Genomic DNA, 22602 nt, shown 5'->3' with positions numbered 1-22602 from the left:
CCTTTTTTTACACGGAAGCCCTTGCTGGAAACAGTCAAGGGCTTCTTTCGTTTACATACTTCCCAAAAGATTCCAGAGAGCAATGCACCGCCACAAAGCCACACAGAGATAAGTCTCCGAAGTTGTACTATAAAATACGGTTCTGCAGGGTACTGATCTAAAGTACTCTACTATGACTCCGTTTATCTACTTTCCAGTGGCAATGACTCTGAAGCTATGGAGAAACTCTAATTTTACTACTTACAGGGGGAATTTCGTCTTGTTCTTTGTCTGGACAGGTCTGCTTAGTCGATTACGAATGTTGTAGCGGCTCAGTTTGTTCCCCCATGCGGCGTTGTGTTGCGAAGTGATGCTGTAGTTTCCCAAGTGAGAGACGGGAAGCCAATCAAATACATATTCCGCGAACGAATGAAGGGGCAGAAGCCATCAAAGACCTAAGTTCTAAACATGATGTTGAAATTCTATTGGATTGTAAGCAGAAGGCCTGTCCAATATTTTATTACCATCCCGAGCACCCGAATAATATCTTAACGATTAACGGCAACCAAGCTGTAATGAAGTGCTTCAGGATTATGAATAATACGTAGGAAAAAGGGGGCTGCAAGCGTTGCAGGCCCCTTTCCTTATTTTCTTGATGTAGATCTTATTTTGTATTGAAGCCGATAGGAACGGATGTTGGTTTTATGGGAAGATAATTGCAACAGCATCTAGCGATACGATCTAAGATGTTAAAATTTGTACGAATGTTGTTAGATTAAAAGGCTTGACCATGATCCCATCAAAATGATACATCTGCCCTTGAGGGGTCTGTACGGTTACCTGTGATTCATCTGATGTTAATGCAATTACTTTGTTGTTAGCGCCGTGGATAGTTGTGTTTCCTTTGACTAAATTCAAAATATCCCAGCCGCTAGGACCATTCATGTTGAGGTCAGTAATGACAATATCACTGGTATTATTTTGAAGATACTCCATCGCATGTGACGAATCTTGAAAAATCTGTACATCTTTGAACTGCTGCAGGGCCTGCTTAATAAATAAATTATTGATTGGGTTATCATCGATAACGACAATATGTGAATGTAGCGGTAGATTGTCCTGTGTAATAACTTGCGTCGGGCTTTTCTTTTCATCAGCAATTGGAACGACTAATGTAAACGTCGACCCTCTTCCTTGTTTACTTTGCACACTTAATGTTCCATTTAGCTGCTCAGCCATAAGTTTGGAAATATGTAATCCCAATCCAAAGCTATTTTTGGACCTGAGGTCAGTCATGTAATATTGTTCAAAAATATGTTCTTGGTCTTTAACCGAAATACCCTTTCCAGTGTCACTGACCTGTACTTGCAACGTTTTTATTGCGTCCGAGTTGATAAATGCCTTTATCTCTATCTGTCCCTTGTCAGTATATTTAATAGCATTACTCAGGAGATTGGATACAATCTGACGCAAACGATATGCCCCGCTCTTGATTAAGGTGTCTGGTTCTATCGTAATATGGCTGATAAGCTTAAGACCTTTTTTATCAGCCTGGCTTTGTTGCATTTTTATCAAATTGGCAAGCAAGTTCGCTGGTGAGAAATATTCTTCTTTAATTTCAAGCATACCTGATTCTAATTTGCCAAGATTGAGTATATCTTCAACAGTATCATTGATCACATGGATATCCTGTGTGATGGAATCCAATAATGCGGGATTAACGCGATTGTTGGATGTGTTGTTCTTTAAGAGGTCAATGACGCTGACCAGCGAATTGACCGGTGTACGCACGTCGTGGCTCACATTAGCTAATATACTGGTTTTTTCTTTGGCAGTGCGCAGGGCGTAATCTCGCGCTGCTGTGATTTTACGTTCGTAAATGATGGTATTGTAATGATAGGATAGAATCAAAGTCACCATAATAATCATTAGGATGATTGAGGCAATAACCTGCTTTCCGAAAAAGGCAGAATTTTCCTTATACAATGTGAAATCCTGTATCTCGGCCGCCCGTAAGGACTCATCTTCTTGTGTTTTTATCTTGAGCAGAGCGGTACTGATTGTACTAAAAAGTGCATAATTTGATTGTAGGAGTTGTCTTTCCTTATCTTGGAGTTCGACGAAAGAACGACGGATTTTACTAAAATCTTGTTTATAGAACGATTCATTCTGTTCAATTAACGTCTGGATCTGGCTGTGAATTGCTTTAATCTGATTGACATTAAATTGTTGTTCAAGTTTGTTAGAAACTAAAGTGTCATTTTTTGCTTTGAAAATCCGGGTGAAAAGTTTTTCTTTTTTTCTGACAATTGTATCTTTTTTGCTTACAGTTAAGGAGGTATCCCGTAATATTCTACTAACAACTGAATCCGCATCTATCCGATTAGTCGTTGGGCGTAATGTTCGACTGGTTTTTGTCAAAAGAGAAAGGGAGTCTTTTGCCAGGAAAATCATATTGTCTACAGATTTCTTGATGCGTGCGAATTCATCAGAGAGATGAATGTTTTGTTCCAATGGTGTATTGGTTGAAAACGATATTCCTTTTTTGGAAGAAAGCGTAGAAAGGGAGTCAATATAAAAGCGGAGGCTATCTAAGTTTTTCGTATAGTTTGCCAAATTTTCGGTACTAAAATCTACCGTATATGACCGAAATGCGTTTCCTGCAGCGTTATAAGATGCAAATAGCTCATAAAATAAACTTGTCAATTGATTTTTGGAACTATAGGCTTTATTTAGACGAGCTTCGGTTTTTTGATATTCAATATATTGATAGGTAAATATCGAACCGATATACACTAAAGAAAGAATCAGAAAAGCAATTAAAACTGTCCTGAAAATAAATATTTTTCTATTATTTTTCACGTTGTTATTCTTTCAACCAATAAATTAATTACAGCCTCTTTGTTTAGTATGAAATTCAAATTTAAGACTTAAAAATGAAAGGTGTTGTTTATAACTGTCAATTAATCGCTACTTTTTAAAAAACTTACACAATCGTTTGATTGAAAAGGCGAGTCGATAGTACAATTTTTATTTTCTATTTTACAGATGGAAACCTAAAAGAGTCAAATAGTTGAGCCAAAATAATTCAGCTCCATTAAAATAACAAATTGTAAAACTGATGAAAAAACTGTTTATTTCAGCAATGTTGTCACTGATTACCTGGCAGGTAAGTAATGCGCAATCTATTGTAAATATTATTCCAAAACCACAGGAAATCACTTACGGGGAAGGTTTATTCCAATTAGATAAACAAACGACCATAAGTTTTAAAAATTGTAGCGTTAAAGATGTGGACTTGTTCATTCGGCAATTGCGGCAAGCAAGCCATTATCCAATGCTGGAAAAAAAGCAATCAAGCAATACGATCGAGTTTATTTTGGATAAAAAACTGGATCTGCCTAGTGATGAGGGGTATCAATTACATGTATCTGCTAAAAAGATAACGGTGAAAGCAAAGACAGCACATGGTCTTTTCAATGCCTCACAATCGTTGCGCCAACTCCTCCCCTTAGCAATAGAGACTAATACGAGTAAAGTTCCTGAATCTACCTGGTCCATTCCTGCTGTGGCGATCAAAGATTATCCCCGATACCATTGGCGTGGATATATGAAAGATGTAAGTCGGACATTCTATGATGTAAACACGGTGAAGAAGTACCTGGATGCGATGGCTTTATATAAAATGAATATCTTTCATTGACATTTGACGGATGACCAGGGGTGGCGTATCGAAATAAAGAAGTATCCAAAATTAACAGCAGAGAATGCGACTGTCTTCCACCGTACTGAAAAACAACCGGCTGAGCGTAGTGGTTTTTATACGCAGGAGCAAATAAAGGAGCTGGTTCAGTATGCTAAAGAGCGCAATATTACAATCGTTCCTGAAATCGACGTACCTGGGCACTCCTGGCCAACAATATTAGCCTATCCTGCATTGGGGGTGAACAAAAATTCTTACCCCAATCATATCTTTCCTTTTGTATCGTCCTGGGGTTATTGGGGTAACCAGTTTACACCAAATACACTTGATCCAACAAAAGAGACAACCTATCAATTTTTGGATAATGTGTTTACAGAGATTGCCGGTCTATTTCCAGGAAGCTATATTCATTTTGGGGGGGATGAGGTCCGTCATGATCTATGGGAAAAGGAACCACATGTGCAGGAGTTTATGAAGCAGTATCAGATTGCTGATGTCAAAGCATTGCAAAGCTATTTTGTACAACGTGTATCAGCTATCATTGTTCAGAAAGGGAAAAAGCCTATTGGTTGGAATGATATTTTAGCAGATGCTAAGAATCTTCCCAAAAGTACAGCTATCATGAGTTGGGTTGGAGAGGAGGCGATTAAGGAGGCGACCAAAGATGGATTTAAGGCTGTGGCAACACCCGCCTCGCATTTGTATTTCGATATTACGCAGGCGGACCGCAATGATGGCACAATGACCGACCTGGCCTATCCGCAGATTAATTCTTTAAAGAGGGTCTATGACTTTGATCCATCAAATGGGCTGACAGCAATGGAGGATCAATTGGTTTTGGGGGTACAGGGTAATATGTGGTCGGCGATCGCCCAGGATATCAAAGATATGAATGTGCAGAATTTTCCACGCTTACTTGCCGTCGCTGAAATAGGTTGGGCTTCTAAGTCGAAGAAAGATTATGCGGAGTTTTGCCGTAGGCTGGATGCTAATCTTCCACGTTTGGATTCCATGCGGATTGATTACTATCATACTGGCGGTTATATCGCAGGTAGCTGGAAAAGTGAAGACATTAAAGAGGAGTATAGTACACTAACCTTTGATGTGACAAAAAAGATCTATGACAATGGGCGGGCACAAGCTGGTTTTTTCTTTTTAGAAGGTAAGAATTTTCTGGAGATAGACGCTGTCCAATTGCTGCAAGATGGTCGTATTATTGATGAGGATGGACATCATGCGCTTGCGGATAAATTTAGAGGAACGAATAAGATTAAACCTTTTTATTACAATTTCACTGTGAGAGATTATAATCCGAATGCGAAATACGAAATCAAGGCTCGCGTTAGAGGAGCTGGTGGAGTAGATTCGAGGGGTAATTTTACATTTAATTTGTCGCCAACTCTTCCTTTCAACAGAACGGAGAAAAGATAGTATATGCAATATATCTTTTTAACCACAAAAGCAGCTGCCCCGGTGGCTGCTTTTGTGGTTAAAAAGACCTCTTCTGTTGTCTAAATATTGCTCTTTTTAGTGCGACCAGCTCCTGCTGGATTCGCTGTTTTATAAAAACAACGGGTTAATTATTCTAATAACCTATCTGTGAAACATAAAAAACAATCTAGTTTTCAGTTTCTTTTGTTCAATTTCATTTTTATTTTCAGATTCTTTTATTTAATTTCCTAATAGAATCAACCGTCTTTTGTGATTTTTTGACAAAAGATAAAATACCAATAAACCTTTAGTAATTGTTTGTAAACTATTATCTAAACACCTCCATTTTAATTATGAAAAAGAATTATCTTTTTTACAGCAAAGCCAGACCTTTAAGTCTTTTAGGTCTAAGTCTTTTATGCTCGTCCCCTAATTTAATTGCGAGCAATTTGAAATCGAAATTGAGCTATTTTCATGTCGAACAACAGCAAATTTCGGGTAATGTGAAGAATGAAAAGGGCGAACCGCTTGCGGGTGCTACGATTACCGTAAAAGGTAGCACGATCCAAGCGTCGACCGATGCCAATGGCAGCTTTTCCATTCGCGCCAAACAGGGCGATTTTTTGGTTATCAATTATCAAGGTTATGCGCGACAAGAGGTCGCAGTAAGTAGCGGAACGATCGCCGTGACGATGATTGGCAATACCGAGTCGTTGGAAGAGGTGGTTATCGTGGGGTATGGTAAGCAGAAAAAGGGAAATCTAACCGGGGCTGTCGCAGCGGTAAACTCTGAACAACTGAAAAATATCTCGCCATCCAATCTGTCCAATACCTTGGCAGGAAGGGCTGCTGGGGTGAATGTGACCAATACCTCAGGGATGGCCGGAGCTTCCTCTTCCTTACGTATCCGTGGAGCTGCTGTAGAACCGCTTTATGTGATTGATGGTGTGGTGCGCGACAAAGCGGCTTTTGACGCGCTGGAAGCAAATGAAGTAGATCAGATGAGTTTCTTAAAAGATGCCGGAACCGCCGCTGTATATGGTACGCGAGCAGGTAATGGCGTTGTATTAGTGACGACAAAAAAAGGGACTGCCCAGGCTCCGGTATTCAATGTGCAGAGCAATTATTCCTTCAGTGCACCAACACAGACTTTATTGGCCAATCTGACTACCGCTACGGATGAACTAATCTATCAGAATCGAGTTTCCCAATTTCGTTGGGAACAGGGCAAGAAAAGTGAACCGTGGGTAGCTCCGAATGGACAGCGCGAATTTGACTATTTTAAAGACAAAAATTATAACACCAATGATGTCATTTGGCGAAATCCTTTTAGCCATAGGCAGTCTATTGCTGTTAACGGCGGTGGCGATAAGATTACCTACTATGCCTTATTGAGCTATCGGAAAGAAAATGGGTCTTATAAATCGCTGGATCACGAAAAATTTAATCTCCGGAGCAATATTTCAGCGAAAATTAGTGAAGCATTTAGCCTAGATTTTAACATCTCGGCCAACCAGACGAATTCCAATAGGTTTTTCTGGCCATTTAGTACATCCGCGAGTGATGATGATTTTGATGTTTCGGATTTCTACCGCGTTACTTTCAACTGGCCCAAGATGTATCCATTTTATCTGACCGCAGATGGGACGCCGAGCAATACTCCAACGGCTTATCCGGTTCAAACGCCAATGGGAAGCTGGCAGGCCTGGAATGTGATCGACCAGGTCATCGGTGACCGATATATCGATCGCAAAGTACGCCAGGTAAATCCAATCATGACCCTTAATTTAAAGCTGGATAAAGTGCTAGAGGGGTTGTCAACAAAATTGGTGGGAAGTTACGTAGCGGAAGATTATATGCGTAAACGCTATATGAGTTTTCAAAAGAACTATACATTTACTTCGCTGAATCCTAATGGCAACCGTTTCATACCGGCCCCACCGTCAGAGGATAGGACAAATGTATTCACTTTTAGCCAGGCCCAACCTTTTATGGACTATAATCCACAGCGCAAATGGCAATACCAGGTGGACTGGTTCCTAAACTACAACCGCAAGTTTGGCAAACATACGGTGGATGGTCTGATTGTCTATGAGCAGTTTAAATCGGGGAATACCAATATTACGTCGCGGGCAGAAAATCCAATTATTCCATTGGATCAGATGTATATCTATCCGACAGACAGGAGCATGCGATCGACGGATGCTTTTGAATTAATGGACGCACGACGCGGAGTAATCGGTCGAGCGAACTATAACTATGCGGATAAGTATATAGCCGAGTTTTCTTTCCGTTACGACGGCTCGCCTTTATTCCCAAATGATAAGCGTTGGGGATTTTTCCCGTCTATGTCTCTTGGCTGGCGCATGTCGGATGAGAACTTCTTTTCGTCCATCAAGAATATAGTCAGTGATCTGAAACTACGAGCATCGTATGGAAGTTCGGGCAACTTTGTGGATGTGGAAGGCTATTCGATATTACCCTATTCGTATATGGAGAAATATAGCTCGATCATCACTTCACGAACAGGAAGCAGAACACCGGTGCCGGGATATATTTTTGGCGATAGCTATTACACCGGGGTAACGTACCTTGACAACCCAACTATGAATCTTACTTGGACAAAATCAAAGAGTTACAACGTAGGGGTAGACTTTGGTTTTGCTCACAATAAATTGACGGGTAGTTTAGATGGATTTATCCGGAAGGAGAGCGATATTCTCGGAACGCGGGGGATTAAGGTTCCTGATAATTATGGGAGAGGGTTGGCACCGGAAAATTATGCGGCGCGAAGCTTTAGAGGAGGAGAACTCTCGCTCAACTGGAATGACAGGGTTGGTGAAGTTTCTTACGGTTTGAATGCGAATATGGGATATGCAAAAGACCGATGGGATATTTTTGACGAGGAACCTTCCTACGCAGCAGGAGGACGGGAAAATTTTCGATCCAAGGTAGGGCGACCTGAAAATCGCATTATTGGTCTGGAAGCTTCGGGACTGGTCCGTACGCAGGCCGAAGCTGATGCGCTGAAGGGAAAGGGCTTTAAGACTTATGGACGTGACCCTTATCAGGGTATGATTCTGTATAAAGATATCCGTGGACAAAATTATTCTGACCAGCCAGATGGCATTATTGATGACAATGATATGCAGTTACTTTCGGAGAATAATACACCTCGCATTAATTATGGATTTGGATTTAATGCCAGTTGGAAAGGTTTCTATATCTCTGCTTTATTTCAAGGCGTATTGGCTTATGATCGTGTGATCAGCAATCAGGAAGGCGCAGGAATGCGGCAACATGGGGATACGTTTAGACCTTATTATCCTATCTGGACTTCGGATGTCTGGACCCCTGAGAATACAGAAGCTAAATACCCTCGGCCTGTAGGCTATAATTGGCAGGAATCCGGTGCCACCTCTTCAACATTCTGGATCCGAAATGGAGCTTATATGCGATTACGAGATTTAAATATTTCCTATACACTGCCACAGGCAATGATGGAAAAAATCAAAATGAAGGGTGTCAACATATTCTTAAATGGTACCAACCTGTTTGTTTTTTCACCGATGAAGGAATTCCATGATCCGGAGCAAAAAATGTACGATTCATATCCGGTGATGAAAACGTTCACATTGGGTCTTGATGTTAAATTTTAATTGATTTTAATGATGAAAAAGATATTTTATCCGCTAGTTGCCTTGTTGCTGACAACGGCTTCTTGCAAGAATGTATTGGATATTGAGGATCTCAACTCGGTAAATGAAGACAAGGTGTGGAATGATCCCAATCTTGTCAATGCTTATCTGGCTAATTTATATACCTTATTTGGAAACTGGAGCAGTGGCGCAGACAATAATTCGCAACAGCTTGCAGGGATTAACTTTCCTTTGAATGCGGTTACAGTCAATAATACGGCCTATAAGGCTTGGGACTATACAACCATGCGTAAGATCAATACCGCTATTCAGAAAGTGTCCGGAAGTACAGGATTAAATGATGCAACTAAGAAATCTATCTTAGGTCAGGCACTTTTTATGCGTGCTTATATGTATTTCAATATGGTCAAGCATCATGGTGGAGTACCCTATATCACAAAACCGCAGGATCTGGAGAGTGATGAATTGAAAGTGCCGCGAAACAGTACCAAAGAATGTTTTGATTTCATGGTAAAAGACCTGGATGAGGCGCTGACTTATTTGCCGATGACTATTGGGAAGGGGACAGCAGATTATGGACGTATTGATGGTAATTTCGCTCTGGCTTTTAAAGCTAAAGTATTATTGTATAAAGCATCGCCACAGTTTAATCCTTCCAATCCTTATGGGAATACCTACTGGGCAGAAGCAAATGCGGTGAATAAAAAAGCCTATGAGCAGCTAAAGGCACAGGGGTATAGTCTGACTGCTGATTACGCCAATATTACATTGGTAGAGAAAGGTCCTGAGGTGGTCTTTGCTGTCATAAACTCCTATCCCAACAAGGTTGCTAACTGGGATAATGGGGTACGGCCGGGCTCCGAAAGCCGGGGAACTGCCAGTGCTGTCCCAACCTGGGATTTTGTGAAAGAATTTCCGATGAAAGATGGTAAATTATATACAGACCCAGCGGGCAAATACCATAAAACGGATGAGCAGTTTCTACAAAGCTATTGGGAGAACCGCGATCCTCGTTTTGACAAATCCATTGTTTGGAACGGGAAGGTCTATGAGGTTTCGGCTAAAACAGGGAAAAGACAATATACCTCGCTGGGCATCGCGGATGCATTAGACAATTTTGGAGAAAACCCAAAAGCTGGAACAACCTCCTCGAATAGAGACCGGTATACAGGCTTTTTTATTTTGAAGAATTCAAAACTCTCTTTAAGACAAACACAGGTGGAGACCCAATATGATGTGGATTTTGTGCTCATGCGCTATGCGGAGGTACTATTGAATTATGCTGAAACAGCAAATGAAACAGGGGACCTGGCTACGGCAATGACCCTCTTAAAACAGATCCGGATGCGTGCAGGTATTGAACCGGGGGGAGATAATAACTATGGTATCGCTGTCGGTAATAAAGCAGATATGCGGGAAGCTTTATTGGCGGAAAGAAATATTGAGTTCTGCTTCGAAGGGCACCGTTTTTGGGACTTACGTCGCTTGCGTAAGCTTGTTGTCCTCAACAATAAAACCAAACAGGGAGTGGAAGCGATCGCGATCAATGCAAACGGAACAGATATGGATCTAAAAGCTGCGGCAGACTTAGCAAAAAATTACCAACTGAAAGAAAATCAGTTTAAGTACAATGTATTGCAGGTACCTAGTACTGGAAATAAAATAAATCTGGTGCCAGATACATATTATTTCTTCCCGATTGCTCAATCTGTGATAGACAAAAACCCGAATATCAAGCAAAATAAAGATTGGGGGGGAGAATTCAATCCTACGTTAGAGTAGTGTATTTTCCGATTACTAAATGTATATAAAATAGAGCGGGATGCCCAGCAATGGGCATCCCGTCTATATTAAACTATGTCAAGTACAGCGTTTATTTTAGCTCGATCATTTTTTGTTTTTCTTCTTCCTGTTTATCTTCTTGTAAGATGGCCAACTGAAGGCTACAAATCAAAGTAAGGATAATAAGGACCACAAAAGCTATCGGAAAAATAACTCCAATGATCACCGCTAGCAATAATGAGATATTGAGGTATTCCTGTCCATTTTTGGAAGACACCTTTAAAACTGAACTTTTAAATGAATCAAAAAGGTCTTGAAAAGCTTTTGTGATCGTTTTGCTGTTGATGCTGAATGTTGTTTTAGTTGCCATGATGTTTATTTTTTAATGTTTTGTTTCTTATTTGATATCTCAAAGGTAGGGCAGATTTGCGTTGTCGGGGAGGGGCATTAGGCTAATCAGGAAAGAATTTCGGTAAACGGTCAGGTTATGTCGGTTAATGATCTAAAAAAGCCACACTAATGCAGGGATTAGTGTGGCTTTTTTAGGCTTTAGTTTTCGTGTTAGAGACCTACGTGTTCTGTTTTAGATTTCGTTGGTCCCGATGCATTTTGCTTATAAGATGGATCATAGTTCCAATGAATGGTATCCGTTAATACCTTCCCATTTTTTTGGTTGATCTTTGCTTCTATGGTATTGGCCCCCTTTGCAAGTTTAACATTGTCAAAAATGTAATGTACATCTGTTTGCCCTTTTCTAACGCCTTTGATAACCGTTCCGTTAACGGTTAAGGTTGGTTCGCCTCTATTGGAATAAACGGTTACAGGAGTAATTTCATTTCCGCGATTGATCATACGGCGTTGGGTGACATACAATATCGGTTCTTTGCTCCAGTTGGCTTTGTACCAGTAAAAACCATCTTTCTTTAGTTTTCTATCAAAGGAAACTAGGCCTTTGTAATTTCTTGGATTAACGTTCAGTGCGGTAATCGGTGTGGCAAAATCAAAAGTATTCCAAACGTACGATCCAAGGAAAATTGGATTTTTGGAGATTACTCCCCAATGGACTTCATGGAATTTTGTTGCATATTCTTCTGGAAAGAAGGATGGATTGCTCCATTGGTTCCCGAAATTACCTACCTCTTCCGCTTGATCCTCGGGAACTGCTTCGGCACCATATTCAGAAAAGATAATCTTGTAGTCTTTGAACTCTTTACTTATACGTTGCGCCCATGTAGCTACATCGTCATCTTTATCAGATTTGTTTTCCAGTTCACCGTTATACCAGCCGAAATAGTGGTTGATCCCTTGTACATCGGCGTTGTTGTTAACCGGATGATCAATTACATTGTATCCGCTGACGGAGACGGTGTAACGATCCGGGTCTTCGGATTTAGCGAGATCATTTAGTTTGGTCGTGAGTTCTACGGTGTAGGCAGACGGGGAGTAAACTTCGTTATGCATCCCCCAGATATAGATGGAAGGGTGATTGAAATTTTGTCGAATTAGTTCTTTCAACTGCTGTTGGGCATTATTGTCTTCAAATGTTGTCACGCGATTCACAAATGGGATTTCGGCCCAGATCACAAGCCCGATACTATCGCATTTGGAATAGAAATATGCTGACTGCTGATAGTGTGCCAAACGAATGGAAGTGGCTCCCATTTCTTTGATAATGGATAGATCTTCGTCGTGGTCGGCGTTGCTCAGGGCTGAACCTTTGCCCCAACGATCCTGATGTCGACATACACCATATAGGGGATACTTGATGTCATTTAAAAAGAAACCTTGACCAGTGCGCAATTCAAATTTGCGTATGCCTAAAGGTGTCGTCACCTCGTCAATGATATGACCATCTTTTTTGATCTGTGTCACAACCCGGTAAAGGTAAGGATCGTCCAATCCTTGCCATAAATGCGGATTTTTGACCGCAATCTGCTGTAATAGCATTTGCCGACCTTGAGGTGGTAAAGTATAAGCTGTATGCTGTTTTGCTTTTATTGTGCCATCTTTTTCAAAAATGGTCGTTAGCAATTCGATCGGTTGTATTTTTCCGGACTTGTTGTCAATTTTTATTTTTAAAGCTATGTCTGCAGCTTTCTTCGAAACATTTTGCTGCGTGATATAGATACCCTGGGAAGCAAAGTCATTCACAGCAACATGAATGTCATCAGTAACAATAAGTTCAACAGGACGATAAACACCGCCGTACATGGGGAACAAGGTGTGGTTGACCGGGATGACCTGTGGGCTAGCTTCATTGTTAACCTTGACCAACAGCTCGTTTTCTGCACCCAATTGCAACATATTAGTTAGTTCAAAGACAAAAGCAGAATAGCCACCCTGATGTCTGCCGACAAAATTGTAGCTACCATTTCGTTGCGAGTTATCGTAGGTAATATCATTTTTTCCTGCTTTGGCAGAAAGAGGTTTATTATTTAAGTAAACTTCGGTATTGGTATTCACACCCTCAAATCGGATAAAAACACGTTTACCTTTCCAATCTACAGCGGGGACAAATGTTTTGCGGTAATAGGCATCTCCAGTATAAAAGCGTTCGTTCTTTCCAAGGCTGCCCGGTTTGATCTCTGCTGTCTGCATGTCTGACGCATTCCAGGTATGTGGTAGGGTAACCAATTGCCACTTTCCATCAAATGTCTGGTTATAGTCCAATGCTGAGGTGGAAAACGGACCTTTTTTAAACGACCAGTTTGAATTGAACGGAATGACAGTTCTGGCTTGTAGATTCAGAATAGTTATCCCTATAAAGAAGAGCGTATAAAAAATCCTTTTAATCATATGGTTTTAACTTAGGGTATTTGTTTCGTTTTCAAATATAACCAACAAAAAGACAATCGCTAATTGTACGGGTTTTAGTTAGTGTAAGATTTTGCAATAATATTAATTTTTTAAATCTTTATTGTCTCCATGTTTAAATATGTTTCCTTATTGTTTTGTTTGTATAAAATACACTATAACGTTTTCGAGAGTTGCGCAAACGATTGACTGGATTTGACTTTCAGTAATAACTTAATAATTTCTTTACCATTGTATTACGCAGAGCTACAATTAGAATCGATTAAACACTTTAGATATTTGGTTTTTGTTTAAGGATATAGCAAACTCAGAATCGAAAATAAAGGTTTTATAAAAATGTAGCAGGATGACGCTTAAATAATTAATTTTAACACCTTCTAGCCAAGGTAAAGTCTTAATTATCATATGAAACGTAAATTAGTATTTATTATAACCTACCTGCTCATTCAAAATGTGACAGCTCAAATCGCGATTATTCCACGGCCTTTAGAATCTAAAATGGGGCAGGGAGAGTTGAAGTTGGCGGGTAATTTTGGAGTCACTGGAGATGCTGTGTTTGAATCGTCTTTACACTATCTTCGGAAGCTGATGTTGAGCCGTTTTGGAATTTCAACTTACACTTCGTTGGAAAAGGACGCAAAAATGATCGTGAAGCTTGATGGCAAATTACAACATGAAGCATATCGTCTAAAGATCGGTCGCAAAGGTATTGAAATATATGCTTCTGATAGATCGGGTATGGTCAATGCTATTGCTAGTTTGGAGCAGGTGTTTACCGCTGCTGAAAGAAAAGGCAATGCGTTCCTATTACCTGTATTGAATATTGAAGACAAACCGCAATTTGGCTGGCGAGGGTTTATGTTAGATGAATCGCGCCATTTTTTTGGTAAGGAGAAAGTGAAATCTTTGTTGGATTGGATGGCTTTTTACAAGTTGAATAAATTCCATTGGCATTTGACAGATGAACCGGCTTGGCGCTTAAGTATACAAAAATACCCCTGGTTAACCCAAGTTGGGGGGATAGGCAATTATCTCGATCCTTATGCTCCGGTACAGTATTATAGTCAAGCTGATATCAGTGAGATCGTTACCTACGCTGCTGAGCGAAATATCGAGGTCATTCCTGAAATTGATATGCCGGGACATGCTACAGCCGCAAACAGGGCTTATCCTTTTCTGTCTGGTGGGGGGAACGAAAAACATCCCGATTTTACTTTTCATCCTGCTAAAAATACAACATATACATTTTTGACTGATGTTTTGCGTGAAGTGAAAACACTGTTCCCCTTTGTCTATATTCATTTAGGAGGAGATGAGGTTGCTTTCGGTAGTGAAGCCTGGAATAATGATGTCAAAGTTCAGGAATTGAAAAAGACAGTAGGTCTAAAATCTAATAAAGAAGTTGAAGAGTATTTTATTCGTCGTATGGCAGATTCTGTGGCTGGGATAAACGGAAAGATTATTGTCTGGGATGAAATGGTGGATGCCAAGTTGGCCAAAGATCAGACGGTCATGATGTGGTGGCGTCATGATAAACCAGAACAGCTAAACAAGATTTTGGATAAAGGTTATCAGGTTATACTAACTCCTAGGTTGCCCATGTATTTTGACTTTGTACAACAAGAGCATCATAAGTATGGTCGTAAATGGGGAAAAAGCTTCAATCCTTTGCAGGATGTATTTAATTTTGCTGGAAATCAATTGGATAGTTTGGGAAAAAGAAAACAACAGGTCTTGGGTATTCAGGCTAATCTTTGGACTGAAACAGTGACGAATGTCAATCGTTTGGATTACCTTGTGTTTCCGAGAATAGCGGCATTGGCGGAGGCGGCATGGGTGCCAGGAACAGGTCGAGATTTTGATGAATTTACAAAGAAATTAAAAAAGCATTTGCCCTTGTACCGCGATCAGGGACTTTATTACTTTGATCCTTTTAAGGACAGTAACGCAGAGCCCGCAGTTATCAAGAAATCGCAAAAACAATATATAGATAATCCAAAGTGATCGTCGGACGGGCAACATATATCTGGTCAATAAACATAGATTTATTTGTCGTTAGGAAGAGTCATTTTCAAAGAAATAATGATAAGATGAAATATAATAAAATAATCACAGCATTGATTCTCGGCAGCATATTGCTGGGAGTAAAAACTACTTCGGCACAATGGACAGGTCCTCGCAAGAAAGTAGAAAACAAGGTAGACGTAAAATATGGGCCTTTGACGCCCGGACATCGGGCAGATGAAGCGATGGAACGGTTCCGAAACTATGGATTAGGACAATTTATCCATTGGGGCTTGTATGCAATTCCTGGTAATGAATGGGAGGGAGTCAGTGCACGGAAAGGAGCGGCGGCATCCGAATGGATACGTACCTGGAGTGGACCAACAGCGCCGAAAGATTGGAAGAATACTTATGATAACCTCTACAAAAAGTTCAATCCTACAGGTTTTGACGCAAAAAACTGGGCTAAACAGGCGAAAGAAATGGGTGCAAAGTATCTTATTTTTACCACAAAGCATCATGATGGATTTGCCCTGTGGCCTTCTAAGTATACAGACTATACAGTGAAGAAGAGTCCTTATAAAAAAGATATCGTCAAGCAGGTCGTAGATGCCTATACAGCGGAAGGTATAGATGTGTTTTTGTATTTTTCAATTCTTGAATGGAATAATTCAAACTATATGGGGAAAGCCCCCTCTAGTCCTGAAGAAAAGGCTAAATTCAATAAGTTTTTGGAATACACGCGTAATCAGTTGCTAGAACTTCTGGAAAACTACCCGCAAATAAAAGGTTTTTGGTTTGATGGTACTTGGGATCAATCTTGGATCCAATCGTATGATTTTACGTATAAATTAGAAAAAGAGCTACGTGAAAAACATCCAGGATTGATTATTGGAAGCCGATTTAGAAATGACGAATTTGGAAAGCGGCATTTTGACTCCAATGGTGATATGCTAGGTGACTATGAACAAGGTTGGGAAAGAAAAATGCCGAAGGAGTTTGAATGGTTGGAGGGACGTGACTGGGACTGTGTCATGACGATTCCACCGAATGGTTGGGGCTATATGAAAGACTGGTCTGGGATTTATACCAAGACCTCAGATGATCTCATCGATATGTTGATGAATTGTGTTTCCATGAATGGCAATTTTGTGTTGAACTTTGGACCTGATGGGAATGGTCTTATGCATCCTGGAGAAGATAAGCTAGCCAAGGAAATCGGTGACTGGATTAAGATAAACGGCGAAGCGGTATATGGTGTCAGACATGCTGGTCTAGCGCCATCCAAATTGGGTTACTTTACAAAGAAAGAGGATAACCTTTATCTGACAGTTTTTAATCGTCCCGTCAACAATATCGTGCGTATTGCAGTTCCTAAGAAGGCTGTAGAGGTTCCAGTCTCTGCTACTATACTCCACAATGGACAATCCTTGGAATTGAGTCATACAGATATTGGTTTAGACTTAGACAAAAATACATATTACGATATTCGGCTTCCCAATTCGTTTAACTCAAATAAAGCCTTTGTGATCAAGATGAAATTAGGAAAGCCAAAGGCGCAAAGTGAAAAGCTGATGGATGCTAAAATGTAGCTAACAACAATAGTTTAATTCAAAAAAGCTGAACTTAAACCATCATTGGAATTAAGTTCGGCTTTTTCTTTTATACGATGTTCAACAGTTCCTGCGGAGCGTGAATAATATGCTTTGCACCGTGTTGCCGCAACTCGGTTTCATCGCGAAAACCCCAGGTTACACCAATAGCTGTCACCCCCGCGTTATTGGCTGTGTCCATATCAACAGAGGAATCGCCAACATAATAACAGTTTTCTTTTGTTATTCCTAAAGTCTGGAGCGTATCCCTGACAATGTCTGGATCAGGTTTGGCGGGATGTCCTGTACGGTGGCCAAGGACCAGATCAAAAGCGATCGTGGGAAAATATTTTTCCATCAAAGGAATAACCGCCTCATGATATTTATTGGATGCTACAGAGATGAGGTACCCCGAAGATTTAAGCATCTCAAGTAGCGAGACAATTCCAATATAAGGTCTTGTATGGGATACTGTCTGTTCTTCGTAGTAGGACTTAAATGCCGTTAGCAGTGTTGCGATTATTTCCGTGGTTCGTGCATGTTCGGGAAGGGCGCGTTCGATCAGTTTCTGTACACCATTACCTACAAATTTCTTGTAGGCCGGTAGCTGATGTATAGGATAACCAAATCGCTGAAGGATCGCGTTGCAACTGTCTCCAAGATCTTGTAATGTATCCAATAATGTTCCATCCAGATCGAATATTATAAGCTTCATGGGTTAAAACTAATAAAAAACTATGATGGATTGATTGTGCATTTTAAGGATAAAATGGTGTTTTTACAGGAATGTCAAGTTTTTTGACGCATCGTGGCTATACCGTTAAATAAAAAGACAAGGCACAATTCATCGTGCATTGTCTTTTTATGGTGGAGATCTTGGCCTTTTTAAGACTTATCAAGCTTTAAGTAATTGTCTTAATCGGAATAAAATAATTCGATAAAGCCGACCATGAATTATTTCCAGATATTGGTATTTATACTTTCTTTTTTCGTGTTGTCTAAATCGGGAAAAAATGTAAATCCTGTTTCTCTTTCCAGATCGCTTACAGTTAGTTTATAATTATTAAACGTGCTTCCTGAAGGCGGAGTTATGTTGTCTATTTTATAGGCAATCGTATAGTATTCGCTCCCTTTCTTCATGGCTAAAGCTTTGAAATAGTATTTTGGTTTTGCGATATCTTTCCTGTCATTGTCTTGTGCAAAATTAAGCAGATTATCCGTATCTGTTGTGGGCATTGCTCCTGTTACAACATACATGGTGTCACATTGCGCTGTCCAGGTCCGTACCTTAGTTTCCAGGTTTGCCCAAAGACCTTGATTGAGACGGGATGCCTGTGCCGTCATATTGGTAAAATAAAATGTTGTTTTATTGTGGGTAATATTCAGGTTGCGATCAGCACTAGGTAGCTGATGACCTCTGTCATAACCCGTTGGTTGAAACCCTTTAAATAGATTTGGTTGGAATGCTGTTGATATAGAAGGATCATATCCCCAAGCATCTGTACGATTGCCAGAACCTAAAATGCTATTATATAATGGATAAGCTACCCAGTAAGCCATTTTTAGCTTTTTATCATACAACATTGCATAGTTTCTTGCTGTGTTTGCATCGGGAAGAAAATGCTGTATGAACACTTCGTCATTACTCAAATTACTCATTTTGGGGATTTCCAGATAGGCTTGCGAATCTCCAATTCCTCCACTTAGCTTACCATTGTCAATTTTGATGTCGAAATTGTAACGATTTCCAGCAATTAGATTTTTTAGGTTTTGATGTTGTGGTGTTGTCCATGTATAACTATCGCCATTAGGAGCAATAAATTTAATAGCCTTTCTAGTGATATCCTCTCCGGGAAGGAGGATGAATTCTACGATAGCTGTTTGGTTGGTATTCACCGAAACTTTTCCTTGTATATCTTTCTTTTCAATGAGGTTAACATTTAGTTTTCCAGCGGGGAGATCAAATCCTCCTTGTGTGTGTACCGATGGTATACTGACGGCAATCTGATTGGCTTCTAAACCCGCTGTATTGGTAATGGAAAGATGAATCGCAATCTTGCTCAATTGTCTTACAAAATTGAGTGGGACGGTATTGTTGGTTTTGTTGATGTTTTTTGCATTGCTGGCATACATGAAATCCAATGCTGACTGATTTGACTGATCACTCAGATCGATGGGATATTGAAAATCAGTAATGGATTTATAAGGATAATATGCAATGAAATCTACCTGTTCATTTGGTAAAAAGATAGGTGATTTACTTTGAAATAATGAACCGTTAATCGCGAATACATGATTGTTGACAGCATTCACAATTGAGGTTGATGTTAATCGCTGACCTGATTTGATCATATAAACGCCAATTTGGTCGCCTTTGTCCCAAGAGGTCCCAGCAGCTTTGGTGTTAATTTGGCCAACAATTGTAGGGGCAAATTGTAATGCAGCTTGCTCCATTCTGGACTCATTTTTTTTACATGAATTAAGAGTAAGCAACGTAATCATAAAATAAACTATTCGCCACATTGCATGCTGTGGAATAGTCCTGGAGGTGTAAATCATATTGATCGTTAGTGTTTGTTAGCAAAGAGGGGCAAAAGTACCTAAGAAAAGTTGAATTATCCGGGCATAAATCTGTGTTTTTGTGCAAGCAAATGCTTTGATAATGCATCTATTTGATTTTTAGATATATTTATTGTGGTTACTGAATAATTTTTGAGGAAGACAGCTGTTTTTAAATAACGGTAAAGATTAGTGCTAAATATGTTATTGGATATCTTTTTTTTAAAATTTTCCTAAAGTGACGAAAATAGCACACTATTTGCTGTTAATGCCCGAACATATATTGATTTGATAATTTATTAATCGGTACTGAAAAGAAATGAAGAGAGTTTTTAAATTAAAAGAACCGTTGAATAGGTTTTATGTGGTTGTATGTGCATTGTTGATGACTTTTACATTGTCCAGTTGTTTTGACTTTGTTGAACAGATTGATCTTAAACCCAATGGTTCGGGACATATAGCGGCTACATTGAACCTGAGTAAAAGCAAAACAAAGGTTTCTTCTTTGATGAAGATGAAAAGCATAAAAGGGATACAGATACCAACGCAGGCCGAGATGGAAAAGGAGATTAAGGCGGCAGTTCAGCTACTCAAGCAGACAAAGGGTATCTCCAATGTTCAGTATCAAACTGACTTCACAAATTTTATTGTAAATATATCCTGTGACTTTAGTCAGATCGAGTCATTAAATGCCTTTTCGGATATATTAGCTAATCGGTTTAAGACAAAGATATCAAATTCAAATAGATATTATTATAATGCTCAGACCAACGTTTTTCAACGTAAATTTGTAGCCTCGAGCAACTGGAAGGCTAAATTCAATCAGTTGGGAAGCGATAATACAAATCAGTTTGCAGATGCTTTTTATACGCAGATCGTGCGTTTTGAAAAAGCGATAGTGGCTCAGGATAATAGCAAAGCAAAAGTTGCGGGCAATAAGAAGGGCGTACTACTAAAATTACCATTTACGGATCTGGTCTATGGTAAGTCTACTTTGGCAAATAAAATCACACTAACAAAATGACCTATATGAAATCAAAAATTTTATTGACTGGACTAGCGTGTCTCTCTTTGATGGGGACTGTGAAGTCACAAGATTTAGTCAAGCTCATTCCTGAAGATGCAGAAATTATCGCTGCATTTAATGTGAAGGAAATTGTTCAGAAGGCGAATGCAAACAAGTTGAATGAGTTGCTTCAGAAAGCAGGTCTGTTCAAGCAACTTGAAAAATCAGGTGCTTCAGTTGGGAATGATATCAAAAACTTGGGTATCGATTTGTCACAAACGTCTTATTTCTATAACAGAAAGACAGACAGTGTCAGTTTTCTCGAGTTTATATTTCCGTTGTCCAATAAAGTGCAATTTGAAAAACTGCTACATGATGTCGGTGAACCTAAGCCCTTTGCCAATGGATATTCAAGCATAGGGATGAAGGCTGGCAGCGTATTGGTTTACAACGACCGTGTGGCGCGCTTTATTTCGTCGACAATGAGTACAACTTTCTTCGAGAACGACTCTGTTGCTAACCGGTATGGGATAAAGAAGGTTGCTTACATGGCACCTGCGGCTGACGCATATTCTCCCGAACTGGATTCCACAACTGCGGTAGTGGATTCAGCAACGGCAGCAGTGGTGGCGTGGGACGAAGATGAAAAGGTACTGGAGCCACTGTCTCCTCCGGTGATTGTAGAGAGTGTACCAGATACGGTCATAGCGCAGGCGGATGCTGTTGATATTGCTGCCGATGCAGCTGTCGCGGCCGCTGAGGCGGTGGAAATGCATGATCCAAGTTATTACGATTCGCTTTATACAGAATACGAGAATCAAAATAGAAAAAACGACTCTATACGCAATGCGCTTCGTGATAAGTGGTTGCTCGGAGAAGCGACACGTTTGCTGTCTGCATCCTATAAGCCTCTCTCAGTTTCAGATCAGGAAAAAGTTCTCAAAAACTTAGGATTGATCCGTCTATATGTACCACATGTCGAGGAACTCTATCGTGGCCTTATGCCTTATAAAACCATTCCTTATCTCTATATGGGGATTAATATGGACAAATTTAAAACAGGATATAAGGATGGAATGCTGGATTTGTTGCAGGATGGAAATGTATTGCGATTGAGAGGCTCCATGGGATTAGATAAAGATCTAGTTGAAATGTCCAAGCGATTATATGCAAGAAAACCAAATGGAAAATTCAATAAATATCTGACCGATAAAACGCTTGGTTTCTTTAACGTTAATATTAATTCAGAAGCCTATTTGCGAGATATGCCTAGTTATACAGCAAAATATTATAGCGGATTACTAGGCCCTCAGCAAGATTTGGTTGAATGGGGATTAATGGCACTTGAAGTTGCATTGGATGAGAAAGCAATTGCTCAAGTAATGCCGGGGGATCATCTATTTGTGGTGAATGGTCTACGCAAGTTCAGAAAGGAATATATTGATTATAGTTATGACGATGATTATAATTCAACGGAGGTAAAGAAGACAAAGGACGAAACTCTACCTGTCTTTATCTGGATGTTTACATCAAAAGACCAGCGTTTGTTTAGAAAGGGACTAGATCTGGCAGTAGCTAAAACCTTTGGTAAAATACAGGATGGCATCTACGCATTTTCGTCCAAAAAAGGGTTAGATTTTCCAATGTATGTTCTTCTAAAAGATGATTTGGTGATGGTAAGTAATGATTCTTTGTCTTTACATGATATCCGTCAAAATAAAACGGCTGGCACTGCAAATAAAGATTTTATTAAGTTGATGAAGCAAAACAAAATGTCTGCTGCGATTGATTTACAAAAGCTGCCCGCAATGTTAAAAGAGATGGGTGTAAGTCCAGGAAGACAATGGGAGCAAACTGTGGCACAATTGAACCAATATGGTAGCACAGCAATCACTTCGAAGGGGATTGTGGGCAACCGTATGGAAGCCGAAATATCAACAAAACTACCAGAGACAAAAGAAGGTGCTATCGGCTATATGATCGATCAGATCCTGCGAGAGATCAGTAAATAAGATGGTATTGAACTTTGCATCAAACAATTTTATAACCCGATTGTTTGATGCAAAGTTTGTA

11 protein-coding genes and 1 pseudogene are annotated in these 22602 nt (G+C 39.9%); 7 read left to right on the top strand and 5 right to left on the bottom strand.

The features are described 5' to 3' along the window. Positions 1-720 precede the first annotated feature (720 nt). Complete coding sequence (locus AC07UV_RS06465) at positions 721-2841, bottom strand: ATP-binding response regulator (protein ID WP_282251019.1); 2121 nt, start codon at positions 2839-2841, stop codon at positions 721-723. Between the two features lie 259 nt (positions 2842-3100). On the opposite strand from AC07UV_RS06465, the pseudogene AC07UV_RS06460 reads away from it, so the two are divergent. From AC07UV_RS06460 to AC07UV_RS06450, 3 genes and pseudogenes are all read left to right on the top strand, one after another. Next, positions 3101-5113, top strand: a pseudogene (locus AC07UV_RS06460) (beta-N-acetylhexosaminidase). 353 nt (positions 5114-5466) lie between these two features. Then, on the top strand, positions 5467-8772 hold the full coding sequence (locus AC07UV_RS06455) for a SusC/RagA family TonB-linked outer membrane protein (protein WP_495183089.1): 3306 nt from the start codon (positions 5467-5469) through the stop codon (positions 8770-8772). Between the two features lie 9 nt (positions 8773-8781). Then, complete coding sequence (locus tag AC07UV_RS06450; protein ID WP_495183088.1) at positions 8782-10554, top strand: RagB/SusD family nutrient uptake outer membrane protein; 1773 nt, start codon at positions 8782-8784, stop codon at positions 10552-10554. A gap of 91 nt (positions 10555-10645) precedes the next feature. Here AC07UV_RS06450 and AC07UV_RS06445 read toward each other — a convergent pair whose 3' ends face one another. Continuing rightward, positions 10646-10924, bottom strand: a complete 279-nt coding sequence (locus AC07UV_RS06445) for a hypothetical protein (RefSeq protein WP_495183087.1) — start codon at positions 10922-10924, stop codon at positions 10646-10648. Positions 10925-11115: 191 nt separating this feature from the next. Continuing rightward, the gene (locus AC07UV_RS06440) at positions 11116-13350 is read right to left on the bottom strand and encodes a glycoside hydrolase family 2 protein (RefSeq protein ID WP_495183086.1); all 2235 of its coding nucleotides are present in this window, start codon (positions 13348-13350) and stop codon (positions 11116-11118) included. 423 nt (positions 13351-13773) lie between these two features. Between AC07UV_RS06440 and AC07UV_RS06435 the strand changes: the two genes are divergently transcribed. Beyond that, entirely contained in the window at positions 13774-15372 is a 1599-nt protein-coding gene (locus tag AC07UV_RS06435; RefSeq protein ID WP_495183085.1) for a beta-N-acetylhexosaminidase, read from the top strand. Positions 15373-15458: 86 nt separating this feature from the next. Further along, a complete protein-coding gene (locus tag AC07UV_RS06430) occupies positions 15459-16964 on the top strand; it encodes an alpha-L-fucosidase (RefSeq protein WP_495183084.1) in 1506 nt (501 codons plus the stop codon). A 70-nt stretch (positions 16965-17034) separates the two neighbouring features. Here the strand turns inward: AC07UV_RS06430 and AC07UV_RS06425 are convergent, their stop codons facing one another. Further along, on the bottom strand, positions 17035-17679 hold the full coding sequence (locus AC07UV_RS06425) for an HAD family hydrolase (RefSeq protein ID WP_495183083.1): 645 nt from the start codon (positions 17677-17679) through the stop codon (positions 17035-17037). Positions 17680-17918: 239 nt separating this feature from the next. Continuing rightward, the gene (locus AC07UV_RS06420; RefSeq protein WP_495183082.1) at positions 17919-19418 is read right to left on the bottom strand and encodes a fimbrillin family protein; all 1500 of its coding nucleotides are present in this window, start codon (positions 19416-19418) and stop codon (positions 17919-17921) included. Between the two features lie 424 nt (positions 19419-19842). Here AC07UV_RS06420 and AC07UV_RS06415 point away from each other — a divergent pair, with 424 nt between their 5' ends. Both AC07UV_RS06415 and AC07UV_RS06410 read left to right on the top strand, forming a co-directional pair. Then, positions 19843-20547: a hypothetical protein gene (locus tag AC07UV_RS06415; RefSeq protein WP_495183081.1), complete on the top strand. Its 705-nt coding sequence runs from the start codon at positions 19843-19845 to the stop codon at positions 20545-20547. Positions 20548-20552: 5 nt separating this feature from the next. Beyond that, the gene (locus AC07UV_RS06410) at positions 20553-22541 is read left to right on the top strand and encodes a DUF4836 family protein (RefSeq protein ID WP_282250990.1); all 1989 of its coding nucleotides are present in this window, start codon (positions 20553-20555) and stop codon (positions 22539-22541) included. Positions 22542-22602 lie beyond the last annotated feature (61 nt).

Source organism: Sphingobacterium sp. GW821-FHT03E03 (genome assembly GCF_059420745.1).
Note: the sequence above shows the minus strand (reverse complement) of the source record. Positions and strands in the feature narration are given on the sequence as shown.

What these genes read in the sequence shown, in the direction of transcription:
- AC07UV_RS06455 (WP_495183089.1), top strand. Translation starts at nt 5,467, where the DNA reads ATGAAAAAGAATTATCTTTTTTACAGCAAAGCCAGACCTTTAAGTCTT.
- AC07UV_RS06450 (WP_495183088.1), top strand. Translation starts at nt 8,782, where the DNA reads ATGATGAAAAAGATATTTTATCCGCTAGTTGCCTTGTTGCTGACAACG.
- AC07UV_RS06445 (WP_495183087.1), bottom strand. Translation starts at nt 10,924, where the DNA reads ATGGCAACTAAAACAACATTCAGCATCAACAGCAAAACGATCACAAAA.
- AC07UV_RS06440 (WP_495183086.1), bottom strand. Translation starts at nt 13,350, where the DNA reads ATGATTAAAAGGATTTTTTATACGCTCTTCTTTATAGGGATAACTATT.
- AC07UV_RS06435 (WP_495183085.1), top strand. Translation starts at nt 13,774, where the DNA reads ATGAAACGTAAATTAGTATTTATTATAACCTACCTGCTCATTCAAAAT.
- AC07UV_RS06430 (WP_495183084.1), top strand. Translation starts at nt 15,459, where the DNA reads ATGAAATATAATAAAATAATCACAGCATTGATTCTCGGCAGCATATTG.
- AC07UV_RS06425 (WP_495183083.1), bottom strand. Translation starts at nt 17,679, where the DNA reads ATGAAGCTTATAATATTCGATCTGGATGGAACATTATTGGATACATTA.
- AC07UV_RS06420 (WP_495183082.1), bottom strand. Translation starts at nt 19,418, where the DNA reads ATGGAGCAAGCTGCATTACAATTTGCCCCTACAATTGTTGGCCAAATT.
- AC07UV_RS06415 (WP_495183081.1), top strand. Translation starts at nt 19,843, where the DNA reads ATGAAGAGAGTTTTTAAATTAAAAGAACCGTTGAATAGGTTTTATGTG.
- AC07UV_RS06410 (WP_282250990.1), top strand. Translation starts at nt 20,553, where the DNA reads ATGAAATCAAAAATTTTATTGACTGGACTAGCGTGTCTCTCTTTGATG.